The organism is Bacteroides ilei (genome assembly GCF_900128495.1).
GTDB classification, from domain to species: domain Bacteria; phylum Bacteroidota; class Bacteroidia; order Bacteroidales; family Bacteroidaceae; genus Phocaeicola; species Phocaeicola ilei.
The window spans coordinates 466300-481165 of the sequence record NZ_LT635801.1 but is presented as its reverse complement, the minus strand read 5'-3'; the positions used below and the strand labels follow the sequence as shown (position 1 = coordinate 481165).

Below are 14866 nucleotides of genomic sequence, written 5' to 3'. Positions count from 1 at the left end.
GTACATAATCTCAAGCAAATAAACACGGATGGCAACCCATTTTAATGTATTTTTAAAACTATAAAAAAAGTTCACACCAGTGATCGAAGCGGAGACCTCCGTCCTCTCCAAACCTGGCAACACTTTTGCGGGCCTTTTCTATACTCTTTTCCTTATCCAGTTTAGTCTTTGAAAAGAACTTGTCGGAAAAACAGATGAGCTGTTCTTCCAGACTTACAGGAACCATCTCCCTATGAGGTATAGGAAGCTGCTGTTCCTCAATGTTCCGTAATGTAATTCCCGCACCGGTGTGTCTTTCACAGACCAGAGCATGGCGCGGATACCCCTCCTTGCGTAAAAGTTCGGCTCCCAGATAACCGTGACAGATATAAGGATACTTGCCGAAGCACTGTATGCCTTCGGCATCGGTCATGAATATGCCGATATCATGCAGCATGGCAGCCTCTTCGACAAACTGGACGTCGAAATCCAGTTCCGGATGCTTCGCGGCCATAGCCAATGCCTTGTCGGCTACAGAACGGCTATGCACCAGCAAAATGTGCTTCAATTCATTTTCTTCAGGATAATATTTATCTATTAATGCCAGAGGATTCATACTTTGGTTTTTAATTCGCTATATTTGTGGGTACAAAACTACAAAAAATTATGGGCCGTTACATCAGATATGTCATTTTATTCTCATGTTGTATTTTCATTTACGGTTCTACACACGCGGCTTCAGTACGTTGCGGTGCCGAACAGACAGACAAATATCTTCCGCTGTTGTCGGGCAAACGGGTGGCACTGGTAGTCAACCACACCTCCCTGATAGGCAACACACCGCTACCCGATTCACTTTTTTCACTGGGAGTCAGACTTACGGGAATCTTCGTCCCTGAACATGGATTCAGGGGAACGGCCGATGCCGGAGAAACGGTCAGAGACGGAAAGGATGTACGTACAGGACTACCCATCTATTCCCTTTACGGACAGACCAAGAAACCACAAGACAAACAGTTGGAAAATACAGACATAGTAGTATTCGACATGCAGGATGTAGGAGCACGTTTCTACACGTATATCAGCACCCTATACTATGTAATCCAGGCCTGTGCCGAAAACGGCAAGCCGCTGATAGTCCTGGACCGTCCGAACCCATGTGACACCATAGACGGTCCGGTTCTGCAACACCGGTACCGGAGTTTCGTGGGTATGTTTCCCATCCCTGTTCTACACGGATGCACCATCGGAGAAATGGCACGGATGATAAACGGAGAGAAATGGACCGGTAAACACCATCATTGCCAGCTTACCGTCATTCCAGTGGAAGGCTGGAAGCACGGCCAGCCCTATTCACTACCCGTCAAGCCTTCGCCGAATCTGCCCAATGACACGTCGATAGCCCTCTATCCGTCTCTCTGCCCCTTCGAAGGGACAGCCATCAGCGTAGGAAGAGGTACCACCACCCCCTTCCAGGTAATCGGCAGCCCCGATATACACATTTTCAATTTCCGGTTCATGCCCCAATCCCTGCCGGGATTCGACAAGAACCCGCTATACAAAGGCAAATATTGCTACGGACTGAACCTGCAAGGACACAATCCTGCCGATAAAGGATTCACCCTGAAATACATCATCCAATTCTACGACCTGTACAAATCGACCATGCAAGACGCCGAAAAGAAATTCTTCACCCGCCCGCAATGGTTCGACCTGCTGATGGGCACTGCACACGTACGCCATGCCATCATACGCGGAAAGAGCGAAGAAGAGATACGGAAAGGATGGCAAGAGGAACTGGAAAAATACCGGCAGACAAGAAACCGGTATCTGCTCTATCCTGACTACAACGAATGACGCCAACATACCTGTCTTAATAAAAAAAATGGTGGCGGAACCGAACCTGGAAAAGATTCTGTTCCGCCACCATTCTATTCTATCCGTATATCAGACCACCGTTATTATTTTCCGGCTTTCTTCATCTTCTGCATCATTCCGGCCATCTTGCTTCCGGTAACCATCTTCATCATCTTACGTGTCTGGTCGAACTGCTTCAGCAGACGGTTCACCTCCTGAATACTGGTTCCGCTACCCTTGGCAATACGTGTACGACGAGTTCCGTTCAATATTTCAGGATGAGTACGTTCTTCCGGGGTCATAGAATAGATAATAGCCTCGATGCTCTTGAATGCATTGTCATCGATATCGATATCCTTGATAGCCTTCCCTACGCCCGGAATCATGGAAGCCAGTTCCTTCAGGTTACCCATCTTCTTGATCTGATGGATCTGAGTAAGGAAATCATTGAAGTCGAACTGGTTCTTCTGGATCTTTTTCTGCAAACGTTTTGCCTCTTCCTCATCATACTGTTCCTGGGCACGTTCAACCAGTGAAACGATATCACCCATACCCAAGATACGGTCGGCCATACGTGCCGGATGGAACTGGTCGATGGCATCCAACTTTTCGCCTGTACCTACAAACTTGATAGGCTTGTTCACTACGGTACGGATAGACAAGGCCGCACCACCACGGGTATCACCGTCGAGCTTGGTCAATACAACACCGTTGAAATCGAGCCGTTCATTGAACTCACGGGCGGTGTTCACAGCATCCTGACCGGTCATGGCATCGACTACAAACAAGGTTTCATCCGGATTGATAGCTTTCTTGATGGCCTCAATCTCGTTCATCATCTGTTCGTCGACTGCCAGACGACCTGCCGTATCGACGATAACCAGATCGTACCCTTTGGCCTTGGCTTCCTGAATGGCATCCAAGGCAATCTTCACCGGATCCTTACTGTCCGGTTCACTGTATACAGGAACTTCAATCTGCTGTCCCAGCACCTTCAACTGTTCGATAGCCGCAGGACGGTATACGTCACAGGCAACCAGCAACGGCTTACGGTTCTTCTTGCTCTTCAGCATGCGGGCAAGCTTACCTGAGAAAGTAGTCTTACCGGATCCCTGCAGACCTGACATCAAGATAACGGCAGGACGGTTCTTCAACTCAATCTCGGCCGTTTCACCTCCCATCAGCTGGGTCAGCTCGTCATGCACAATCTTAACCATCAACTGGCTAGGCTTGACAGCCGTAAGCACATTCTGCCCCAGCGCCTTCTCCTTCACCGTATCGGTGAAATTCTTAGCTACCTTATAGTTGACATCTGCGTCCAGCAATGCACGACGCACGTCTTTCAGTGTTTCGGCCACATTGATCTCGGTGATTTTACCTTCACCCTTCAAGATCTTAAAAGACCGTTCAAGTCTTTCACTTAAATTATCGAACATAAATTTATCTTGTTTTTCTTAATTACTTATTTTACAACGGAGTGCAAAATTACAAAAAAATCGCTAGCATCAAATCTTTTTGTTCTGCCATTTCACTTTTTTCAGATAAATAAGGCTACATGACAGCATCAGGACATAATAAACAATCTCTGTTGTAAAGCAAATCTCTACAGGCGCCTTTACAACCATGCCTATCACAATAATATAAAGGGCGTAAAATACCTGAACAAAGATTTCGAGAGCCAAAGCGGCCTGTGTGTTTCCTGTTCCCGAAATCCCGTTGAAATAAATGTTGGCAAAGGCCGATACCAACATCGCCGCACAAATTACATACAGTGACATACGGGATTCATACAGCAGAGCCGATTCATTGGTATAGACCGAAAGCAGGGCATCAGGAAACAGGACGCACAAGCCCAACGCCACTATCATAATGAAGAACGACATGCGGGCTATCTTGTTCAACAGGACCATCACACCAGAAACGCCTCCCGATCCGATCAGGTTGCTGACCAGCGAATTGGCTGTAGTCGACAAAGCCTGTACCGGAATAAGCAATACCACGTACACACTGCGCACAATGTTTGCAATAGCCAGCTGACGTTGCCCGAGACGTTCCAATGCCATGAAGAAAACAAACCAGATGGCCATTGCCAGAAAATACTGCAACATGGTAAAACAGGAAATACGCAGAATACGGGCCACCATATTCCAGTCGAACCCGCCTATATGCTTCAAACCGTACTTTTTCAGATCAATCCATCCATATGTATAGATAAGATAGAACAACAGACATGCACCCTCGGCTATGACAGAAGCAAGGGCAGCTCCTTTCACCCCCATTTCCGGTAACCCGAAATGACCGAATATCAAAGCATAGTCCAGAAAAACGTTTACAGCCGCCATAACCACTGCACTCCAGGTCAGTACCCTGGTCCGGGTAATTCCTATATAGAATGCACGGAACATCACATTCAGAAACGAGAAGACAAATCCCCACATCCTCCAGGTAAAGAATTCCAATGTTGCCCCGTATATGGCATCGGACGAAATAAGCAGGCGGATCAGCGGCCCGGCACAGAACGACATGATCAGCAACAGAACTGCAGCCATTCCCAGACTGAACGCTGCCCCCTGCCACATGACCGGTCCGATGGCACGGAAGTTCCCCTCCCCGTTACGGCGGGCTATCAGAATCTGTGAACCTACACTGAAACCGAAAGCAACCGTATAGAAACAAATATAGAGCAACCCTCCCATGGCTGAAGCTCCTAATGCCACTTCCCCCACATGACCCAGAAAAGCCGTATCGGTGACATTGATTACATTTTGTGCAAGAAGGCCCAGGAAAATCGGATAGGTGACACTCCAAATCTCTTTATTGGTATACATAAATTACTCTCAAAACTAGGTTATCGGTTGTTGATCTGCACAAATATACGGCTTTTATGCCTTTTATCCTAAATTAATAAAGAACGGTAACCGCTTTCCGGAATTTTTCAGTGTCCGATAGCATTTTAATGTTATATTTGTAGGATATTCCTTAATTAATTAATAAACCAAAACTATGAACAAACTATTCACATCAATCGGAGTGCTGTTGCTTGCATTAAGCGGGACAGCCGGGCACGCCCAGTCGACCCCAACTGATATCCTCAACGAAGACGAAACCACCATACGCCTGTTAGAAGGAGATAACCCTGACCCGTCAATCATACGGTACGGCAGCAAATACTACATGATCCATTCCTCATTCGTCTATACCCCGGGACTGATCGTATACGAATCGGACAACCTGACCGACTGGCATCCCTGCTCTGTAGCATTGACCGAATACAACGGTGAAATATGGGCCCCCGACCTGTGCGTATACAAAGACAAGTTCTACATTTACCTGCCTACCCGCAATGCCGAAGGCAAAAAGACAAACATGGTCATGTGGGCCGACAGCCCCAAAGGGCCGTGGAGCAAGCCGGTCGACCTTAAAATAGGAGAAATCGATCCCGAACATGTAACCGATGAAAAAGGCAACCGCTACCTGCTCTTAAGTTCGGGCAACCTACATCCATTGTCGGCCGACGGAACCCGTATCACCGGTGACCCCATCAAGATTTACAAAGAATGGCCTATTCCGGAAGAATGGGATATAGAAGGCGTATCACTGGAAGGTATCAACATCAAGAAAGTAGGTGAATACTATTACCTGTTTGCCGCAGAAGGAGGTACCGCCGGTCCTCCGACAAGCCACATGGTGGTACAGGCGCGCAGTAAAAGTATATTGGGACCTTGGGAAAACGCTCCGTCCAATCCGCTGCTCCGCACGGAATCGCGCCATGAGAAATGGTGGAGTAAAGGACACGGCTCTATCGTAGACACTCCCGACGGACGGCTCTTCATGCTTTTCCATGCCTATGAAAACGGGTATCAGACACTGGGACGGCAAACCCTTATCAGAGAACTGACATTAGGTGACGACGGGTGGCTACACCTCAAAGAAGGTAAAATATCTCTACCAGCTCCCCAAAGGCTGAAAGACACCCACATGGATGACCTTGTCTGGCAGACCTATAAGGAACACCGCATCAGTGACCGCTTTCAGTTCGTCCCGGAAAAAGACAAAATCATCATCAGCGGAAAAGGGAACAATCCACAGGAAGGATCTCCCCTACTGGCACGTACCAGCGCTCACCGATACGAAATAGAAGCATGTTTCGAGCTGAAAAGCCCCGACGCCTCGGCCGGACTGGTAGCCTATTACAACGAGAACTACCACTTCGGATTTGGTTTTGACCACAAACAAATCCTCCGCTACCGCAGAGGACAAGTGAGCCGCAGCGCCTCACTCTATCCGGAAGCTAACAGGGAAGGCAAATTGTGGCTGAAACTGAGAAACGACGAACATGTGGTATCGGCCTGGTACAGTGCCGACGGTAAAGAATGGCACAAATATCCTTGGGCATTCGAAATCAGCGGAGCGCACCACAATATACTCTACGGCTTCCTGTTTGTACGTCCCGCCATCTACGCAGGAGGAAACGGAACGGTAGAAGTAAGCCACTTTGTTCTGCGCAATCTCGATTGTCACGACTAAAAGGTCCAACGGCATATCCATTCCAAAATGAAATGTCCATATGGCAAATAAGGTATCGATATATCATTCCATTTAATACAAAATAACAAACCGGCCGAAAATAATAGGAAGTGTTACATGCCCGAAAGTTTTTTTTCTTAACTTTGCGGTGCTGTCTAAAAATCAGACTAAAACACTTTAAACAAAAAATATTAGAGATTATGATGACTATTGACAAATTCAACTTTGCCGGTAAAAAGGCAATCGTTCGTGTAGACTTCAATGTTCCATTGAACGAAGAAGGTAAAATTACAGATGACACTCGTATCCGTGGTGCACTGCCTACTCTGAAAAAGATCTTGGCAGACGGTGGTGCATTGATCATCATGTCACACATGGGTAAACCAAAAGGCAAAGTAAACGCTAAATACTCTTTGAGCCAGATTGTAGACGCTGTAGCCGCTGCACTGGGTACTCCGGTGAAGTTCGCTCCGGACTGTGCCAAGGCTCAGGATGCTGCCGCTGCCTTGAAACCAGGTGAAGTCCTGCTGCTTGAAAACCTGCGTTTCTATCCGGAAGAAGAAGGCAAACCGGTAGATATCGACAAAGAAGATCCTGCATACGAAGATGCAAAGAAAGAAATGAAAGCACGTCAGAAAGAATTCGCAAAGACACTGGCTTCTTATGCTGACTGCTACGTTATGGATGCATTCGGTACTGCTCACCGTAAACACGCTTCTACAGCTGTTATTGCCGACTACTTCGACGCAGACCACAAGATGTTGGGTTACCTGATGGAAAAAGAAGTGAAGGCTGTTGACAATGTATTGAAAGACATCAAACGTCCGTTCACTGCCATCATGGGTGGTTCTAAGGTTTCTACAAAGATCGGTATCATTGAAAACCTGATGGATAAAGTAGATAACCTGATTCTTTGCGGTGGTATGGCATTCACTTTCGCAAAAGCTCAGGGTGGTCATATCGGTAGTTCATTGGTTGAAGACGACAAGTTGGACCTGGCTTTGGATATCATTGCCAAGGCTAAGGAAAAAGGTGTGAACCTGGTTCTGGGAAGCGACTGTATCGCTGCCGACAAGTTCGCCAACGACGCCAACACTCAGGTTTGCGACGACAAGAACATTCCTGACGGATGGATGGGTCTGGATGCAGGTCCTAAGACACGCGAAGAATTCAAGGCTGCCATCAAGGGTGCCAAGACAATCCTGTGGAATGGTCCTGCCGGTGTATTCGAGTTCGATAACTTTACAGGTGGTTCCAGAGCTATCGCAGAAGCTATTGCAGAAGCAACTAAAGAAGGCGCCTTCTCACTGATCGGTGGTGGTGACTCTGTAGCTTGTATCAACAAGTTCGGCATGGCAGATCAGGTTTCTTACATCTCTACAGGTGGTGGTGCTCTGCTGGAAGCAATCGAAGGTAAAGTTCTTCCGGGTATTGCAGCTATCCGCGGTGATAAATAATAAATAAGACAACTTGATATAAAGAAAGGCTGGATTGATGATCCAGCCTTTCTTTTTTAGGGCAACAAGGTGACATAACGGTGCCACTATTGATTCATCGATAAAACAGACTATGTAACCCCTAATACTTAACAGCTAACAGACAAAAAGCGGAGAGCCTTACAGCAAAAACTGAGACTCTCCGCCTTTATCAGAATAAACAAATAATCCAGATCAACTCAAGAATGAAATCAGGACACCGGCAGCAACAGCCGACCCGATTACACCCGAAATGTTACTTGCCATACAATACTGAAGCACATGATTCTTCGGATCGTACTTCAGGGCAATTTCATTGGCGACACGGCTCGCCATAGGAACAGCACTCAAGCCAGTAGCACCGATCAACGGATTGATCTTTTTCTTGGTGAAAAGATTGACAACCTTGACAAACAGGATACCGCCGGAAATGGACAAGGCAAATGCCAGGAAACCTCCGATAACGATACCAATAGTAGTCCAGTTCAGGAACGCATCAGTTGTCATTGTCGCACCGACCGAAATGCCCAAAAAGATAGTAGCGGCATTCATAATGCTGTTTGAAGCGGCATCAAACAAACGCGACGTATTACTACCGATTTCCTTGACAAGGTTACCGAACATCAGCATACCGATCAAAGGTACGGCACTCGGAACAAACAGAGCTACGATAGTCGTCACTACAATAGGGAACACAATCTTCAATACACGCAAATTCTTGATCTCCGTCTTGGAGGGGTATTTCTTTTCTTGCTCCTTCATATTGATGGAAAGTTCCTTCTTGGTACACCATATCTTCACTACCAACGGAATGATTACCGGAACCAAAGCCATATATGAATAAGCGGCGATGGCAATAGGGCCCAATAAGTGAGGAGCCAGCTTAATGGTAGTAAAGATGGCTGTCGGACCGTCGGCACCACCGATGATACCCAATGAAGCCGCTTCCTTCGGAGTGAATCCCATCAGGATGGCAACCAGCAGGACAGCAAAAATACCCAACTGTGCCGCCGCCCCGAAAATAGAAAGACGGAGGTTACGCAACATCGGACCGAAATCGGTCAACGCACCAACACCCATAAAGATAATCGGCGGGAGGAATCCGGTCTTGATCAACATATAATAAATGAAGTTCATCAACCCCAGATCATGTGCAATTTCATGCAACGGCATTTCCCATATATTCTTTGCCACTCCATTCACCATGACCAAACCATTCTCGTCGGCCTGGATCACCCCCATCTCACCGCCGGGGAAATTGGCGAGCAACACCCCGAAGGCAATCGGCACCAGCAACAACGGTTCATACTGCTTCTTGATACCCAGATAAAGCAGAATGAATGCAATGGCATACATGATGAGGAACCGCGGATCTTCAACAATATTGCTGAAGGCGGTCATCCCATATAATTTTTCTAGTATTTCTTCCATTATGCAATTTTCATTAATACGTCATCTTCAGATACGGCATCGCCGGAATTCACACAAATAGCAGTCACAGTACCGCTGAATTCTGCACGGATAGCATTATACGTCTTCATCGCTTCCACGTAGCAGATTACATCCCCTTTGTTGACCTTATCGCCAACCTTCACCGGAGTATCCTGAGCTCCTTTGGTAAGGAAGAACTTACCTTCCAGCGGAGAAAGAACCTCTTTACCTTCACCTGCAGAAGCTGCAGCAGGAGCCGCAGTCTGGTTCCCAGCCAATTTAGACGGATCAACCTCACCAAAGGCAACTGTTACACGGTATGGCTGACCGTTTACATCCACCGTCAAGACCTGAGGTTCTTTCGGATTAGCCCCTCCAGCATTCTTTTCTGCACGCCGTTTCTCCACATCAGCCAGAAAGTCTGCCTTTGCCTTACCGCTTCTATAAGCCTCATATTGTGCCGGATGCATTGCATATTCAAAGAGTTCTTCATCATCCTGTCCGAATTCCCAACCTTTTTCCTTCATCATCTGACGGTACTTGTCAAGCTGGTCAGGATAATTGTCCTGCGGATTATCATTAAAGAATGTACGTCCTTCAGCCTTTGCCTTTTCTATGATTTCAGGAGCCAGCTCACCCGGCAGTTTACCGGCCTTACCGAGAATCATATCCCATATATCGTCGGCAATCATACTCCAACGCTCTTTACCCTTTTCCATCTGGATCACATTCATCATAGCCAGATTCTTCACATACTGACTGAACGGAGTTACCAGACACGGATAACCTACACGGGGCCATACATAGGAAACCTCATCGAACAGCTTGATCAGCAGCTCATCCTGAGTCATCAACGGCAAATTATGTTTAGCTTTATATTTATTGATCGAATCCAGATTTGTCTCCAGATCGGCCATCAGACTACCCATCATACCTCCCGGCAATCCCGGACCTACCAACAAGGAGTTCATCATACGGTTACGCGGACTGATATACAATCCCAGAAAATCATCCATGAACTCCTGGATCAGAGAACGGACCTTCATATAGGCAGTCATATTTATTTCAGGAACCTTGAATCCGGCATCCTTCAACATTGCCTGGACAGCAATCACATCGGCATGGCCTGTACCCCAAGACAACGGATCCATTCCGACATCTACATAATCACAACCTGCTTTACAAACTTCCAGAATAGATGCCATGTTGAATCCTGGAGCTGCATGCGAATGATACTGCACAGGAATATTCTTGATCTTCTTGATTCCCGCAACAATCTTACCCAGGAATACAGGACGGCCTATACCGGCCATATCTTTGATACAGATTTCATCACAGCCGGCCTCAATCAGTTTTTTAGCCATATCCAGATAATATTCAACCGTATGGATGGGCGAATATGTAATGCAAAGACAACACTGGGAAATCATTCCTGCATCATGGGCATACCCGATAGAAGGGATGATGTTACGGACATCATTCAGTCCGCAAAACGTACGGGTAATATCTGTACCTTGTACTTTCTTGACCTTATAGAATAATTTACGGACATCAGCCGGTACCGGACTCATACGCAAACCATTCAAGGCTCTATCCAGCATATGAGTCTGGATACCTGCTTCATGAAACGGTTTGGTCCACTGACGGACCGCATTATTCGGATTTTCACCAAAAAGCAAATTAACTTGTTCAAACCCCCCTCCATTGGTTTCGACACGGGCAAAACATCCCATTTCAATGATAGCTGGAGCAACCTTAACCAACTGGTCTACACGTGGCACATATTTACCAGCACTCTGCCACATATCACGGAAGACCAGACTAAACTTCACTTCTCTTTCCATTGTGTACTAATGTGTTTTTCTTTTAAGGATTATCATAATTTCTCGATCTTCACAACCTGGCCCTTATCTGCAGTCAGCATGGATACGGCTTTCTTTATCGCCTCCATTGCTGCAGCGTCCGAAGAAGCAGCGACCGCAACCGCTTTTTTCTTTTTCGGTTCTTCTTCCGGAGCCACCTTATTTACCAATGAAATCAAGCCTTGGCTCAACCAGATTACAATAAGAAGAATCAAGAAGACAGTGACCATTCCGACCACCATCAACATTAATCCAATTTCTATATTTCCCATAAACTTTTATATAAAATTATAAAACGCCCTTTAAAAAAGCATTTTCCAAAGAGCGTTTCAAAATTACTGAATCCAAATTACAAATCGTAAAATAACCCTATTAAAAGATGTAAAATTTACACTAATATTATATCTTCCATTGATTTTCGTTTCTTTTCAGGTATCTCTTCTGATGTTGCATAACCTATAGGAATCAATACAACAGGTTCCAAATTTTCAGAAAGAGTTAAAACCTGTTTACATAACAAAGTATCAAAATTACATACCCAACACGTTCCTAGGCCCTGCTCGGTAGCAGCCAGACAGAGATGTTCCACTGCAATCGCGACATCGATATCAGCATGATCCTTCCCATCAGAATTACGGTGCCATGACACCTCATGGTCGGCACATGCCACAATGATACAGGGGACATTTCGGATCCATTCACGCGGATAGACTGCTTTCAGCGCATCCAGCTTATGTTTCTCGGTAACAATTGCAAATTTCCACGGTTGGAAATTGACGGCAGAAGGAGCCATACGCACACACTCCATAATATAATCCAACTTACTTTGCTCAATGGGGCGTGATTCGTAACTACGTACCGAATGGCGCCGTTTAACTAAATCAAGGAAATTCATATATTCTTATTTAATGTTACACATCCATTACCATTATCCAACCATGTCCATCCTATTCCTCCTCAAGAGGCATCAGTCTGAACTTACGGAGATAAGAGGCATTTCCATACATGGTATGCTCATCCGACAAGTTCCAGAAACCATCTTTCGATTCGGGATCCGCATCCCAGTCTATAACAGCCCAACAAAGCCCTACATCATTGCCCTCGACCAATACGGACGGAGTGGAGAACTGAGGACCGTTAGCCGCCGCATAATCAAAAGGGGTAATATAGAATTCAAGGACGAGCTTTCCGTTCTCACCTTCTCCGAAATTGTAATTATAGGCATAATCGGCGTAAGGCTTCTGCTTCAACCACACCTGAGGTCCCCACAACATACACCAGTCTTCCTTATGTCCGGGAGTAAAAATATGATAATTCTGTGCATGGCAGCCATGGAAATTGAACCAGGCCTGCCATACGTCTTTGGGCGCCGTAGGATGAAAACGGTCAATGAAAGGACCTCCGGAACAATCCCCGTCGACAACGACTTCAAAGATATCGGTATTCAATGAATTTTCGGTAAAACGCCAATAATTATCTTCCGCTTCATACAAAAAATACAGACGCTGCGTCTTCGGACTCCATCCTACCCTGACACTAAACTTCAAGGTCGATGTATCAGGCCTGTCATATTTCCCTTCATCTTCCTTCATGAGCTGTTCCGTAAGCACATAGCTGTCCGGAACACGGTTCCAATCGGCAGTGTTCCCGTCGATTTCCGGAATATCACTCTCTTTGAACTGATAAATCTTATAAGTCTGGGAACTCGCAGAAAGTAATCCCATCGCTCCCAACAACAGAAGGCATAATTTTTTCATAATCTATATTATTTTCATTTTAATTCAGTGATTCCGGGCATCCTACGCTTCAAGCCGGGGAAATACTAAACATATGATACAAAATTAACTAATTCCATCACAAAAAGACCAGACATATGTACATAAAAGATAGGAAAATCGTATCGACAAGATAATAAAAAGCTTGTTCCGATGAATACAAATTTATTGTAACTTTGCAATAACCAAAAAACGACACATATGAAAAAACTAGCCATTTTCGATTTAGACGGTACCCTGCTGAACACCATAGCCGATCTGGCAGCAGCGACAAACCATGCACTTTCCCATTTCAATTATCCGACACACGAAACGGAAGAATATAAATACTTTGTCGGGAACGGAATCAACAAACTTTTTGAACGCGCCCTGCCCGAACCGGAACGTACCGAAAAAAACATACTGAACATACGTTCCCAGTTCATACCTTATTACAACATCCATAACGCCGACTTAAGCCGTCCTTATCCAGGCATAACCGGAGTCTTGGAAACGTTGCAGAAAAGAGGAATAAAACTGGCCGTAGCCTCCAACAAATATCAGGAAGCGACCCACAAGCTTATCAGGCAGTTTTTCCCGGAAATAAATTTCATAGAAATATTCGGTCAGAGAGAAGGTATACCGGCCAAACCGGATCCTTCCGTCATATTTGAAATCATGCAACATGCGGGAGCCGGAAAAGAAGAGGTGGCCTATATAGGCGATTCCTGTGTAGACATGCAGACCGGAATCAATGCCGGAGTCACGACAATTGGTGTAAGCTGGGGATTCCGCCCCCGCACAGAACTGGAAAGCTACCACCCGCAACACATTGCCGACCGGCCAGAAGAACTGCTGGAATATATTAAATAGCCACATAATAAAAGTCATTCAGAACAACATGTAACATAATAGCTACATGCGTACTGAATGACTTCAACTACTATATAGATACTTTTTATTTGGAAAATCTTTCCTCTTTGCCCGTCATTGATCAGATAGACAACTCATCAAGAACCTGAATCAAAGACTTGTCCAAAGGTTTGTCTTTCTTGATCGCCTCTGAAAACGGTACATAAACCACTTTGTCATTACGCAAGCCTATCATCACATTCCGCTGGTCTTCCTTCAAGGCTTCAATAGCCCCTACGCCCAAACGGCTGGCCAAAATACGGTCGCTGGCACTCGGTGAACCTCCGCGCTGCAAATGCCCCAGAATAGTGACACGCACATCATACTGCGGATACTCATTCTTTACACGTTCCGCATAATACATGGCACCGCCGTTCTTGGGAGCTTCAGAAACAATGACGATACTACTGTTCTTGCTCTTACGGAAACCACGACCGATAAACTGTTCCAACTGATCGACATCGGTCTGGTCTTCCGGAATAATGGCAGCTTCAGCACCCGAAGCGATAGCACTGTTCTGAGCCAGGAATCCGGCATCACGTCCCATCACCTCAACGAAGAAAATGCGGTCGTGTGAAGTAGCGGTATCACGGATTTTATCGACACATTCCACAATCGTATTCAATGCCGTATCATAACCGATAGTAACATCAGTACCATACAAGTCATTATCAATAGTACCGGGAAGACCTATACACGGAACATTATATTCTTTTGCAAAAATCAGAGCACCGGTAAGAGAACCATTACCGCCAATAATAACCAATGCATCAATGCCGGCAGCCACCATATTGTCGTACGCAACCTTCCGGCCTTCGGCAGTCATGAAATCCTTGGAACGGGCAGTCTTCAAAATAGTTCCTCCACGCTGAATAATACTGCTGACATCCTGTGTAGTAAGTTCCCTGATCTCATTACGGATCAGTCCCTCATACCCTCTATAAATACCTTTCACTGTCATGCCATTGAAAATGGCACTTCGAGTCACAGCACGGATAGCCGCATTCATACCAGAAGCATCACCCCCTGATGTCAAGATACCAATACACTTAATCTCTTTCATACCACT

13 protein-coding genes are annotated in these 14866 nt (G+C 45.9%); 4 read left to right on the top strand and 9 right to left on the bottom strand.

All coding sequences use genetic code 11. From position 1 onward, the window contains the following. Positions 1-58: 58 nt before the first annotated feature. Positions 59-595 (bottom strand): HDIG domain-containing metalloprotein, encoded by a 537-nt coding sequence (locus BQ7489_RS02035; RefSeq protein ID WP_072529840.1) that lies wholly within the window; start codon positions 593-595, stop codon positions 59-61. A 50-nt stretch (positions 596-645) separates the two neighbouring features. Between BQ7489_RS02035 and BQ7489_RS02030 the strand changes: the two genes are divergently transcribed. Beyond that, a complete protein-coding gene (locus BQ7489_RS02030; RefSeq protein ID WP_072529839.1) occupies positions 646-1836 on the top strand; it encodes an exo-beta-N-acetylmuramidase NamZ family protein in 1191 nt (396 codons plus the stop codon). Between the two features lie 104 nt (positions 1837-1940). Here BQ7489_RS02030 and ffh read toward each other — a convergent pair whose 3' ends face one another. Next, the gene (gene ffh, locus BQ7489_RS02025; protein ID WP_072529838.1) at positions 1941-3272 is read right to left on the bottom strand and encodes a signal recognition particle protein; all 1332 of its coding nucleotides are present in this window, start codon (positions 3270-3272) and stop codon (positions 1941-1943) included. Between the two features lie 69 nt (positions 3273-3341). Further along, positions 3342-4664, bottom strand: coding sequence for an MATE family efflux transporter (locus tag BQ7489_RS02020; protein ID WP_072529837.1), 1323 nt, complete (start codon positions 4662-4664; stop codon positions 3342-3344). A gap of 175 nt (positions 4665-4839) precedes the next feature. Here BQ7489_RS02020 and BQ7489_RS02015 point away from each other — a divergent pair, with 175 nt between their 5' ends. Then, positions 4840-6363, top strand: coding sequence for a family 43 glycosylhydrolase (locus BQ7489_RS02015; protein ID WP_083580432.1), 1524 nt, complete (start codon positions 4840-4842; stop codon positions 6361-6363). 200 nt (positions 6364-6563) lie between these two features. Continuing rightward, the gene (locus BQ7489_RS02010; RefSeq protein WP_072529836.1) at positions 6564-7820 is read left to right on the top strand and encodes a phosphoglycerate kinase; all 1257 of its coding nucleotides are present in this window, start codon (positions 6564-6566) and stop codon (positions 7818-7820) included. Between the two features lie 213 nt (positions 7821-8033). On the opposite strand, the gene BQ7489_RS02005 is transcribed toward BQ7489_RS02010, so the two are convergent. The 5 genes from BQ7489_RS02005 to BQ7489_RS01985 all read right to left on the bottom strand — a co-directional run bounded on the left by BQ7489_RS02005 (position 8034) and on the right by BQ7489_RS01985 (position 12888). Next, positions 8034-9269, bottom strand: a complete 1236-nt coding sequence (locus BQ7489_RS02005) for a sodium ion-translocating decarboxylase subunit beta (protein WP_072529835.1) — start codon at positions 9267-9269, stop codon at positions 8034-8036. Beyond that, entirely contained in the window at positions 9269-11113 is a 1845-nt protein-coding gene (locus BQ7489_RS02000) for a biotin/lipoyl-containing protein (protein WP_072529834.1), read from the bottom strand. The genes BQ7489_RS02005 and BQ7489_RS02000 overlap by 1 nt, the downstream gene beginning before the upstream one ends. 32 nt (positions 11114-11145) lie before the next feature. Continuing rightward, positions 11146-11403, bottom strand: a complete 258-nt coding sequence (locus BQ7489_RS01995) for an OadG family protein (RefSeq protein ID WP_072529833.1) — start codon at positions 11401-11403, stop codon at positions 11146-11148. A gap of 116 nt (positions 11404-11519) precedes the next feature. Further along, on the bottom strand, positions 11520-12026 hold the full coding sequence (locus BQ7489_RS01990) for a nitroreductase family protein (protein ID WP_072529832.1): 507 nt from the start codon (positions 12024-12026) through the stop codon (positions 11520-11522). Positions 12027-12078: 52 nt separating this feature from the next. Further along, positions 12079-12888 carry a hypothetical protein gene (locus tag BQ7489_RS01985; RefSeq protein ID WP_072529831.1) on the bottom strand — a complete coding sequence of 270 codons (810 nt, stop codon included), beginning with the start codon at positions 12886-12888 and terminating at the stop codon, positions 12079-12081. Positions 12889-13107: 219 nt separating this feature from the next. On the opposite strand from BQ7489_RS01985, the gene BQ7489_RS01980 reads away from it, so the two are divergent. Further along, a complete protein-coding gene (locus BQ7489_RS01980) occupies positions 13108-13758 on the top strand; it encodes an HAD family hydrolase (protein WP_072529830.1) in 651 nt (216 codons plus the stop codon). 121 nt (positions 13759-13879) lie between these two features. Here the strand turns inward: BQ7489_RS01980 and pfkA are convergent, their stop codons facing one another. Continuing rightward, the gene (gene pfkA, locus BQ7489_RS01975; RefSeq protein WP_072529829.1) at positions 13880-14860 is read right to left on the bottom strand and encodes a 6-phosphofructokinase; all 981 of its coding nucleotides are present in this window, start codon (positions 14858-14860) and stop codon (positions 13880-13882) included. Positions 14861-14866: the final 6 nt, after the last annotated feature.

Excerpts from the sequence above, each read along its gene's own strand:
- ffh (WP_072529838.1), bottom strand. The coding sequence starts at position 3,272 with ATGTTCGATAATTTAAGTGAAAGACTTGAACGGTCTTTTAAGATCTTG.
- BQ7489_RS02020 (WP_072529837.1), bottom strand. The coding sequence starts at position 4,664 with ATGTATACCAATAAAGAGATTTGGAGTGTCACCTATCCGATTTTCCTG.
- BQ7489_RS02015 (WP_083580432.1), top strand. The coding sequence starts at position 4,840 with ATGAACAAACTATTCACATCAATCGGAGTGCTGTTGCTTGCATTAAGC.
- BQ7489_RS01985 (WP_072529831.1), bottom strand. The coding sequence starts at position 12,888 with ATGAAAAAATTATGCCTTCTGTTGTTGGGAGCGATGGGATTACTTTCT.
- pfkA (WP_072529829.1), bottom strand. The coding sequence starts at position 14,860 with ATGAAAGAGATTAAGTGTATTGGTATCTTGACATCAGGGGGTGATGCT.
- BQ7489_RS02000 (WP_072529834.1), bottom strand. The coding sequence starts at position 11,113 with ATGGAAAGAGAAGTGAAGTTTAGTCTGGTCTTCCGTGATATGTGGCAG.
- BQ7489_RS01980 (WP_072529830.1), top strand. The coding sequence starts at position 13,108 with ATGAAAAAACTAGCCATTTTCGATTTAGACGGTACCCTGCTGAACACC.
- BQ7489_RS02035 (WP_072529840.1), bottom strand. The coding sequence starts at position 595 with ATGAATCCTCTGGCATTAATAGATAAATATTATCCTGAAGAAAATGAA.
- BQ7489_RS01990 (WP_072529832.1), bottom strand. The coding sequence starts at position 12,026 with ATGAATTTCCTTGATTTAGTTAAACGGCGCCATTCGGTACGTAGTTAC.
- BQ7489_RS02005 (WP_072529835.1), bottom strand. The coding sequence starts at position 9,269 with ATGGAAGAAATACTAGAAAAATTATATGGGATGACCGCCTTCAGCAAT.
- BQ7489_RS02030 (WP_072529839.1), top strand. The coding sequence starts at position 646 with ATGGGCCGTTACATCAGATATGTCATTTTATTCTCATGTTGTATTTTC.
- BQ7489_RS01995 (WP_072529833.1), bottom strand. The coding sequence starts at position 11,403 with ATGGGAAATATAGAAATTGGATTAATGTTGATGGTGGTCGGAATGGTC.
- BQ7489_RS02010 (WP_072529836.1), top strand. The coding sequence starts at position 6,564 with ATGATGACTATTGACAAATTCAACTTTGCCGGTAAAAAGGCAATCGTT.